Here is a 9,371-nt window from a genome sequence, read left to right as displayed (position 1 = left end):
GCATAACGCACAAGACTCGTCGCGCGCGCTTTTTCCGCGCCTACGCGATCGAGCATCACGCGCTCAACGCCGCCTTGCGGGGACTTTACCCACTGGTGTTCTTCAGACGGTAGCTCAGCACGACGCGAAAAATCTGCATTAATTAGCATAGGATAGTATCCAAATTTGAGTTAAGAGAAGCCAGCTTAAAAGTCTACCTTGCCGCGTAGCGCTTTGGTTTTGCCGCGCTGGGTCTTTTGATCAACGCGTTTACGCTTAGCATTTCTGCTCGGCTTGGTCGGTCTGCGCGCCTTGGCGACTTGAGTTGCTTGCAAGATAAAGGCTTTAAGACGTTCAAAGGCATCAATTTTGTTGCGCTCTTGGGTGCGGTACTGCTGAGCTTTTAACACAAAAATGCCGTCTTTAGTCACTCTGCTATCTTGACTAGCGAGCAAGCGCTGCTTTTGAGAGTCGCTTAGACTTGAGGCGTTAATATCAAAGCGTAAATGTATAGCAGACGAGACTTTATTGACGTTTTGCCCGCCTGCTCCTTGTGCGCGAATAGCACTAATCTCGACCTCACTTTCACTTAGGCTAATGGTATTACTGATAAAAATCATAATTGTCTTTTATTGGTTTGAATATTTGGTATATGGGGCATTATTTGATAATAATCTACGCTATTTATGCAATTGTGTAACTTCAGATGTAAAACTTAACTAATAAAATAACGAATTATACTAAGTCAAAAAGCACCTTATCAGGTGCTTTTTTGTGTCTGCTTATTTTACAGAGTTACTCTAATACCTGTCATTGTTTTTGGTATCCATTATCATTTATCAAAGATGATTGGGTATATATCGCCGCTTGTCTTGTGCAATCACCAGTCATCTCTGACCGACTACTTTTGTAGCGATTTCTGCTAAAATATTCAGCGAATAAAATTAGCTACAAGAAGGGTTTTACATGCGCTTGGCCTCAGTGTTTCAAAAAATGCATGACCGTACGCCAAAGCTTGGCAAAGCGGTCTCACTGGCGACGGCGACTGGTGTCATTTTGGGCAATAGCTTTGCAGGTAGCATTCCTGTTTGGCTTATGGGCGCAACCAAAATCATCACTGGTGCTGATGTCGCTGACAAAGCAGTCATCAAAATCGCCAATCACTGGATTAAAAGTAATAATGCGGTAATCGATACGGTACTCCCCAAGAAAGACTGGCGTATCCAGCTGCCAGAGGATGTCGATACCAGCGGTAAGTACTTGCTCGTGAGCAATCATCAATCTTGGGTTGATACCAGTATCGTGCAGTACATTAGCCAAGACCGTCTGCCCCTGACGCGGTTTTTTACCAAATTTGAGCTGATATATATCCCTATCGTCGGTCAGACCTTTTACTTTTTGGACTTTCCGATGATGCGCCGTCACTCCAAAAAACAAATCGCCAAAAACCCTGCGCTACAAGGCAAAGACATCATTGAGGCCAAACGTGCCTGCTCACTGCTCAAAGACAAGCCTTTTACCTTGCTCAACTATTTGGAAGGCACGCGCTTTACTCAGGCTAAGCGCGATAAACAGAACTCCCCTTACACCCATTTGCTCAAACCGCGCGCAGGCGGCCTCGCTCTTGCTATCAACGCTTTAGGCGATGAGATAGACGGAATACTGGATATGACTATCGTTTATCCTGATGGCATTCCGACCTACGCTGATTTATGGCAAGGCAACATTCAGCGCCTAAGCGTCGATGTGCGCTACCTTGAGGTGCCTGATAATTTGGTCGCTGCTATTCAAAACGGTGGTTACGAGGAGGATGAGGACGTCAAAGCGCAGATGTTTGCTTGGGTTGAGCAGATATGGCAAGACAAAGACGCGCGTATTAATGAGATGCTTGCTAAGTTTGAAGAGTAAATTTTTTTTGCAGAGTAAGTTTTTTAGACCTAGATTGAGTAGTTTTATACACAAAAAAGCCCTTTATCTCTCGATAAGGGGCTTTTGTTTATTGCACAATCATAATTACTTGATACGCATGTCACCGGTCTCAACAAAACGCTGATGCCATGACAGTGCCTCATCAAGAATATGCGGCGTATGCAGTGGACCTGACTTCTGAGCGCGCTCATAGTAGTCTTGAAGCATTGGGCGATAGTCTGGATGCGCGCAGTTATCGATAATGAGCTTAGCGCGTTGACGCGGCGATTTACCACGCAAATCAGCAAATCCTTGCTCAGTGACCAAGAACATTACATCATGCTCAGTATGGTCGTGGTGCGATACCATCGGCACGATAGCAGAGATCGCGCCGCCTTTAGCGGTTGATGGACTCACAAAGAATGAGAAATGCGAGTTACGGGTAAAATCACCTGAGCCGCCAATACCATTCATCATCTTGGTACCCATGATGTGCGTCGAGTTGACGTTACCATAGATATCCCCTTCGATCATGGCATTCATAGCGATAATACCTAGGCGGCGAATGACCTCAGGATGGTTGGTAAATTCTTGTGGGCGTAAAATAAGCTTATTACGCAAAAAGTCAATATTGTCATTAAAGCGCTGCAAAGCATCTGGGCTAAAGGATAATGCCGTTGCCGACGCTGATGCCATCTTGCCGCTTAATACTAGATCTAGCATACCATCTTGCAACACTTCGGTATAACCCATCAAATTATCAAACGGGCTGTCTTGTAGACCCATCAACACAGCATTGGCAACGTTACCGACGCCTGACTGTAGTGGCAGTAAGTTCTTTGGCAGGCGACCTTGTTTGACTTCATGATCCAAAAACTCAATGATCTGTGAAGCGATCGTTTTAGAGTTTTCATCAGGATCAGCAAATTTACTATTGCGATCAGGCGCATCCGTCATGACAATACCGACAATCTTATCCAGATCACACTCTAAATAAGGTGTACCAATACGGTTGGCAGGATCGACGATAGGAATTGGCTGACGATGAGGCGGCGCACCAATGTCATCAGGGATGTCATGCATGCCCTCTAATTTCATACTTTGGCGCGAATTGACTTCGATGATGACTTTTTTGGCAGTTTTCAGCCATTGATTATTGGTACCGATACCCATCGATGGAATAATCTTGCCTTCAGGCGTAATAGCAGTCGCTTCGATTAGCGCAATGTCCATATCGCCATAAAAGCCAAAACGTACTTGCTGCTCAAAGTGTGACAAATGCATATCGACGTAATGCGTGTTGCCCGCGTTGATATTGTTGCGCATAGCAGGATCAGATTGAAACGGCGCGCGAAAGTTAACACAGTTAGCTTCTGCCAAAACACCATCGCAGTCGTGAGCGGTAGATGCACCCGTTAGCATACCGATACCGAACTCTTCGCCATTGGCATGAGCTTCTTTGGCACGGTTAGCGATCGCCGTTGGTACAAACTTAGGGTAGCCTGCGCCTGTGAATCCTGCGATACCCAAGGTCATACCGTTTTTTACAAATGAGGCAGCCTCTTGGGCCGACATAATCTTATCGCGTAAGCCTTCGTGTTGTACGCGGTCTTCATGATTGTTAGAGCTCATACTAGTATCCTAATAACGTCCATATTAAAAGTAACCCTCAACTAAGGGAGGGCGTCTGAAAGATTTGTTAATGCAATATCTTGAACAACTTTGCGCCAAAATACAAGCGCAGTGGCATAAGTATACTCGATTTTGGCATTTTTAAGGACACTTAAGTCGGTAAAATTTCGATGATTAATATTAGGGCGTGTTTGATAATTCATAAATGAGCACTGCTGATCGCTAAAATGGTTCCAGACACGGCGCAAGTTGAAGATAATGTCTAGACCTTAGCTAGACTTGCAACACACTGCTTATATAGAGCTGGGGGGCAATTTTAGCATCAGCCTAAAAGGACAGGACTCTTTTTTGCCGTTCCTTTAATAAAAATAGACGCTTAGAATGACTAAACTTACTATTTTTATCTTTGAATCGACTAAAAAATAGTCTCTGTCAGTGCCATGATCGAATATCAAACACGCCCTAATGAGCTAATAAAGTAGCAAGCAACTCATCAATCTCAACCTTAAACTCTTTATCTTCAATCTTGTTCGCAGCGACTTTAGCATTTTGAAGGCTTTGTATCGCCGCCGCTTTATCCTCTTTTTCGATCTGCAGTACTGCCATAGAGTAAGCGATAGAGGCTAGATGATCTTTTGAATTCATCGCTGTCGCCTTAGCTAGCGCTTTGTCATAAATGACCAGCGCTTCATCCAAATCTGCGGTAAAGTCAGCCAGCGTCTCCCACTGCTCAGGATGATTCTTTGGCGTGTCCTCGTTATCTATGCAAAGGGCGTTAAGCTCGCGATAGAGTGTATCAAATTGCAGCTGATCTCCTATGCGATCAGCCTCAATTAAGTCCTCTGCTAAGGCATAAATGGCTTTATAAATTTTGGTATTGATCATGCTTATTGCCCTTTTTTTAGTCTACAGATAATAATACTGATAGCGCTTACATCTTAAGTGCATATGCTACCTGATTCGACATCAAAGGGTTACTATTTAATCTTTTTAAGCACTGATTTACCCTTTTAAAGCACTGAAATTGCCCTCTTATGTAAACTTGAACAAACGCTCAATAACGACTACAATGCTAATGTCCGATCTTTTTATTGCTGTGCTCTGATTTTATTTGAACAATCACTCAAATATATAAAAGTTTTAAAAGTAACGGTTATCAAACTGCTTTTATAAAAGGTGAAGCGTACTCTTACAATCGCTATCATCCTAAAGCGGACACCCCTTTTTCTTGCCTTTCACTGGACAACCCATGATAAAAAAAATAGCGCTCGTACTCCTTGTAGTGATTTTAGTTATTGGATTTTTTTATTTTGGTCTTAACGATCTGTTGACCCTTGAAGGTTTAAAGGGCTCGATGGATCAGTTTGATGAGTACAAAGCGCAGTCGCCACTCTTGATCATCGGCGGGTTTTTCTTACTCTATGTGTTAGTCACCGCCCTATCATTACCCGGCGCTGCTATTTTGACGCTAGCTGCAGGGGCACTGTTTGGGTTGGTACAAGGCGTTTTGATCGCTTCTTTTGCCTCAAGTATTGGTGCAACTTTGGCGTTTTTAGTTTCGCGCTATTTGCTTCGCGATACCATCAAGCAGCGTTTTCCTGACCGCCTGGAGTCTATAGATAATGGGGTCAAAAAAGAAGGCGCGTTTTACCTGTTTACCCTGCGCTTAGTGCCTATTTTTCCCTTTTTTATTATCAACTTATTAATGGGTCTCACTGCGATTAAGACGTGGACGTTTTATTGGGTCAGTCAAATCGGTATGCTCGCTGGCACCTTTGTCTACGTCAACGCTGGGACGCAACTGGCACAGATTGAGAGCCTATCTGGCATACTCTCTTTTAATTTGATTTTATCCTTTGTGCTACTAGGGGTGTTTCCCTTAATAGCCAAATCCATTATCAACCTAATAAAAAAACGCCGCGTCTATAAAAACTACAGTAAACCCAAAAAATTCGATCGCAATATGATTGTGATAGGTGCAGGGGCTGGCGGCTTAGTAACCAGCTATATCGCGGCGACAGTAAGAGCAAAGGTAACCTTGATTGAAGCGGGCGAGATGGGCGGCGACTGTCTGAACTACGGCTGCGTGCCGAGCAAAGCACTGATTAAAAGCGCCAAAGTCGCTGAACACATGCGCCACGCCGAGCGCTATGGTCTTGATAATACTGAGCCGCAATTTGACTTCAAGAATATTATGGCTCGCATCAACAAAGTTATTGCTGATATCGCGCCTAATGATAGTGTTGAGCGCTATACCGAGCTTGGCGTTGAGGTGCTCAAAGGTTATGCAACCTTTATCGATCCGTGGACGGTAGAGATTGCGCTTAACGACGGTGGCACGCAGCGGCTAACTGCGCGCGCGATCGTTATCGCCACCGGCGCGCGCCCCTTTGTACCTGATTTACCAGGGTTAGATGAGACCGGCTACGTGACTAGCGATACGATGTGGGAGCAGTTTAGCCAGCTCACAGAGACACCCAAAAATCTTGTGGTATTAGGCGGCGGACCTATCGGCACAGAATTAGCGCAAGCGTTTGCGCGCTTAGGCTCTAGTGTGACTCAAATTGAACGTAGCGAGCGCTTAATCAAAAAAGAGGACACCGAGGTATCACAACTTGCCAAAAAAGTCCTGACACAGAGTGGCGTAAACGTTATGACCTCGCATCAAGCTATCCGCTGCGAGCGCCGCGGTGACAAAAAATTCATCATCGCTCAAGCTATGGATGACTCAAAAGAGATCGCAATTGAGTATGATCAGTTAATCTGCGCAGTCGGTCGTAGCGCACGCCTTGAAGGTTATGGCCTTGAAGCTCTTGGAATACAGACTGATCGTACTATCGATACTGATGAGTATTTGGAAACGTTATATCCTAATATCTACGCGGCAGGTGATGTGGTTGGACCATATCAGTTTACTCATGTGGCCTCGCATCAAGCTTGGTATGCGGCGGTCAATGGGCTATTTGGTCATCTCAAAAAGTTCAAAGTCGATTACCGCGTGATTCCGTGGACGACTTTTATCGATCCAGAAGTGGCGCGTGTGGGATTAAATGAGCAAGAAGCTATCGAAAAAGGCATCGATTTTGAGGTGACGCATTATGATTTTGCCGATCTCGACCGCGCCGTAACCGAAAGTGCTAATTATGGCTTTATTAAGGTGATAACGCCCAAAGGTAAAGACAAAATACTTGGCGTGACCATCGTCGCCGAAAACGCAGGCGAGTTTATGAGTGAATTTATCCTAGCGATGAAGCACAACCTTGGACTTAACAAAATACTGGGCACGATACATATGTATCCGACATGGGCTGAGGGGAACAAATACGCGGCAGGTAATTGGAAGCGTAATAATGCCCCTGAAAAACTATTGGATATCGTTGAGAAATATCAAACGTGGCGTCGAGGCTAGTGAAATATGGCGTGTTTGGTTAGGTCTTGTTTAACTTTAAAAGAAGTGGTCACTGATACTTGTCTTTTTCTCGATCCTTTAAACTCGATGTATTAAAAAAGGACACGATACTCATATCGTGTCCTTTTTTGATTGACATAAAACAACTGCGATTAGCTGAGCATACCGCCATCGACCAGCACACAAGCGCCTGTCGTATAGCTGGAGGCATCAGAGACGAGATACAGCACCGTGCCTGCCATCTCATCAGGATCAGCGACGCGTCCTAGCGGAATGGCGTGTAGTGCCATTTTTAAGACTTTATCATTAGTGGTTAGTGCTGAAGCAAACTTGGTATCCGTTAAACCCGGCAATAACGCATTAACACGGATGTTGAGCGGGCCGCACTCTTTAGCAAAGGACTTGGTCATACTAATGACCGCGGCTTTGGTAATCGAGTAGATGCCTTGCTTGTCGCCTGCGACGATACCATTGACGGACGCGGTGTTAAGAATGACCCCGCCGCCCTGCTCAGCCATCATCTGGCCTGCTGTGGTTGACATAAAGAAGTAACCGCGAATATTAACATCGACAGTCTTCTCAAACGCGGCTAAATCCGTATTTAGAATATGACCATAATAAGGATTGGCAGCGGCATTATTAACTAAGATATCAATGCGACCAAACTCGTCTTTGATATGCGCAAAGATAGCTTCGATTTGATCCATCTCACCGACATGACAAGCAAAAGCACTAGCCTTGTCACCGTTCTCGACTATGCTATCAGCGACCGCTTGGCAGGCGTCAATCTTACGGCTTGAGACAATGACATGCGCGCCATGTGCTGCTAGCAGACGTGCAATGGACTCGCCAATACCGCGACTTGCGCCAGTGACCAGTGCAATCTTGCCTGTTAAATCAAATAAATTTTTCATAGAGTTTCCTTGTATTTTATAAGTGAGAAGTACTGTATATGCAACACCTTAAGCCAACATACCGCCATCTAAGGTAAAGGCATGACCATTCATAAAGCTGCTCTCGTCGCTTGCCAGCCAAGCGATAGCGCCTGAGACTTCCTCAACACGGCCTAAGCGGCGCAGTGGGCTGGCATTGATCGTGGCTTTTTGGGCGCGTTCATCCATTTTCGCCATGGTGTTCTGCACCATTGGCGTATCGATAAAGCTGGGACACACCGCATTGAAGCGAATATTAACGCGCGCATACTCGTGAGCTGCAGATTTAGTCAGTCCCATAACGCCGTGCTTAGCCGCACTATAAGCCGAAAGTAGTGGCGCTGAACGAAGTCCTGCGATAGAGGCCACATTGATGACATGACCACCGCCGTTTGGTGCCATACAAGTAACCGCTGCACGCATACAGTGCCAAACGCCTTTGAGATTCACCGCGATATTGCGATCAAAGTCATCATCACTCAGCTCATGCATAGGCGCCGGCTTATGATCGATACCGGCGTTATTAATGACGACATCGAGGCCACCAAGCTCTTGCATGGCAAATTGAAATAACGCGCGGACGTCATCACCATCAGTCACATCTACTCGTCTAAAAGTGACACTATGCTTGGCTTCTAGCGCCTGCCTAGCTATGCTATCACCGCCTTTCTCGTTCATATCACCAATGACGATTTTTGCGCCGCGACTAGCAAGTAATAATGCGCTAGCTGCGCCAATACCGGAGGCACCGCCTGTGATTAAAATACGTTTGCCTATAACGTTTGATGCGGGCAAATCAGATAGATGACTTGCTTCAACTCCATTTGTACTCATACTTTATTCCTTTAATGTCTAGTTCATGATTAGGGCCAGTCAGTGTCACCGTCGAATGTTCAACAGACCCTAGGTTTTTAAATAATGGTTTAAAACCACTCCGCTTGCATGTCTGTACATACTGCATTGTCGTTATTTAACAGGTCAATATCACGCTGAATCGTCGGTAGCTCCCAATCGATAAAGTATTTTGCTGCTTGTATTTTGCCGTGATAGAAGTTTTGTTTGTCCTGATCCTGAGTAGCAGCATCTTGTTCAACAGCGAGCAGTTGCTCCGCTTTACTCGCTTGGCGAATCCATATCCAGCTGACCACGATGGAGGCAAAAATATTCATCAAAGCCTGCGCGTTACCCGTTAAAGTAATGGCTTTTTCAGTCGGTAATATCTTGCTTAGATGCACCAGCACCTCATGCAAATGCTCCATGTATGGCGCAAGCTTACCCGCCAGTTTTGCACTCTCAGGCGTAGTAATACTTTGCAAATCTTGCGTGATTTCACGTTTGAGGATTTGAATACCCAAACCGCCCTTTTGCCATAACTTACGAAATGACAAATCGAGCGCTTGTACGCCATTTGTGCCTTCATGAATAGGATTCAAGCGATTATCACGCCAGAACTGCTCGGCATGATATTCACGGGTGTAACCTGCGCCGCCCAAGACTTGGATGCCCAAGTC

General features: G+C 45.3%; 8 protein-coding genes and 1 pseudogene. 2 read left to right on the top strand and 7 right to left on the bottom strand.

The window, feature by feature from the left end; all coding sequences use genetic code 11:
• Both ACTXGO_RS06765 and arfB read right to left on the bottom strand, forming a co-directional pair.
• Positions 1-149: pseudogene (locus ACTXGO_RS06765) on the bottom strand (cupin domain-containing protein); the annotation flags it as partial.
• 36 nt (positions 150-185) lie between these two features.
• The gene (gene arfB / locus ACTXGO_RS06760; RefSeq protein WP_435950761.1) at positions 186-599 is read right to left on the bottom strand and encodes an alternative ribosome rescue aminoacyl-tRNA hydrolase ArfB; all 414 of its coding nucleotides are present in this window, start codon (positions 597-599) and stop codon (positions 186-188) included.
• A 346-nt stretch (positions 600-945) separates the two neighbouring features.
• Here arfB and ACTXGO_RS06755 point away from each other — a divergent pair, with 346 nt between their 5' ends.
• Complete coding sequence (locus ACTXGO_RS06755; RefSeq protein ID WP_435950760.1) at positions 946-1,887, top strand: acyltransferase; 942 nt, start codon at positions 946-948, stop codon at positions 1,885-1,887.
• 105 nt (positions 1,888-1,992) lie between these two features.
• Here the strand turns inward: ACTXGO_RS06755 and ACTXGO_RS06750 are convergent, their stop codons facing one another.
• Both ACTXGO_RS06750 and ACTXGO_RS06745 read right to left on the bottom strand, forming a co-directional pair.
• Positions 1,993-3,519: an acetyl-CoA hydrolase/transferase family protein gene (locus tag ACTXGO_RS06750; RefSeq protein WP_435950759.1), complete on the bottom strand. Its 1,527-nt coding sequence runs from the start codon at positions 3,517-3,519 to the stop codon at positions 1,993-1,995.
• 462 nt (positions 3,520-3,981) lie between these two features.
• Positions 3,982-4,404 (bottom strand): tetratricopeptide repeat protein, encoded by a 423-nt coding sequence (locus tag ACTXGO_RS06745; protein ID WP_443541679.1) that lies wholly within the window; start codon positions 4,402-4,404, stop codon positions 3,982-3,984.
• A 364-nt stretch (positions 4,405-4,768) separates the two neighbouring features.
• Here ACTXGO_RS06745 and ACTXGO_RS06740 point away from each other — a divergent pair, with 364 nt between their 5' ends.
• Positions 4,769-6,928, top strand: a complete 2,160-nt coding sequence (locus ACTXGO_RS06740; RefSeq protein ID WP_443573792.1) for an FAD-dependent oxidoreductase — start codon at positions 4,769-4,771, stop codon at positions 6,926-6,928.
• Positions 6,929-7,080: 152 nt separating this feature from the next.
• Here ACTXGO_RS06740 and ACTXGO_RS06735 read toward each other — a convergent pair whose 3' ends face one another.
• From ACTXGO_RS06735 to ACTXGO_RS06725, 3 genes are all read right to left on the bottom strand, one after another.
• Positions 7,081-7,842 (bottom strand): SDR family oxidoreductase, encoded by a 762-nt coding sequence (locus ACTXGO_RS06735; RefSeq protein WP_317199822.1) that lies wholly within the window; start codon positions 7,840-7,842, stop codon positions 7,081-7,083.
• Positions 7,843-7,890: 48 nt separating this feature from the next.
• Positions 7,891-8,694 (bottom strand): SDR family NAD(P)-dependent oxidoreductase, encoded by an 804-nt coding sequence (locus tag ACTXGO_RS06730; protein WP_443573789.1) that lies wholly within the window; start codon positions 8,692-8,694, stop codon positions 7,891-7,893.
• An 89-nt stretch (positions 8,695-8,783) separates the two neighbouring features.
• A partial coding sequence (locus ACTXGO_RS06725; RefSeq protein ID WP_443573787.1) for an acyl-CoA dehydrogenase C-terminal domain-containing protein occupies positions 8,784-9,371 on the bottom strand: 588 nt, incomplete at its 5' end.

The organism is Psychrobacter sp. T6-1, from assembly GCF_052258445.1.
Note: the sequence above shows the minus strand (reverse complement) of the source record. Positions and strands in the feature narration are given on the sequence as shown.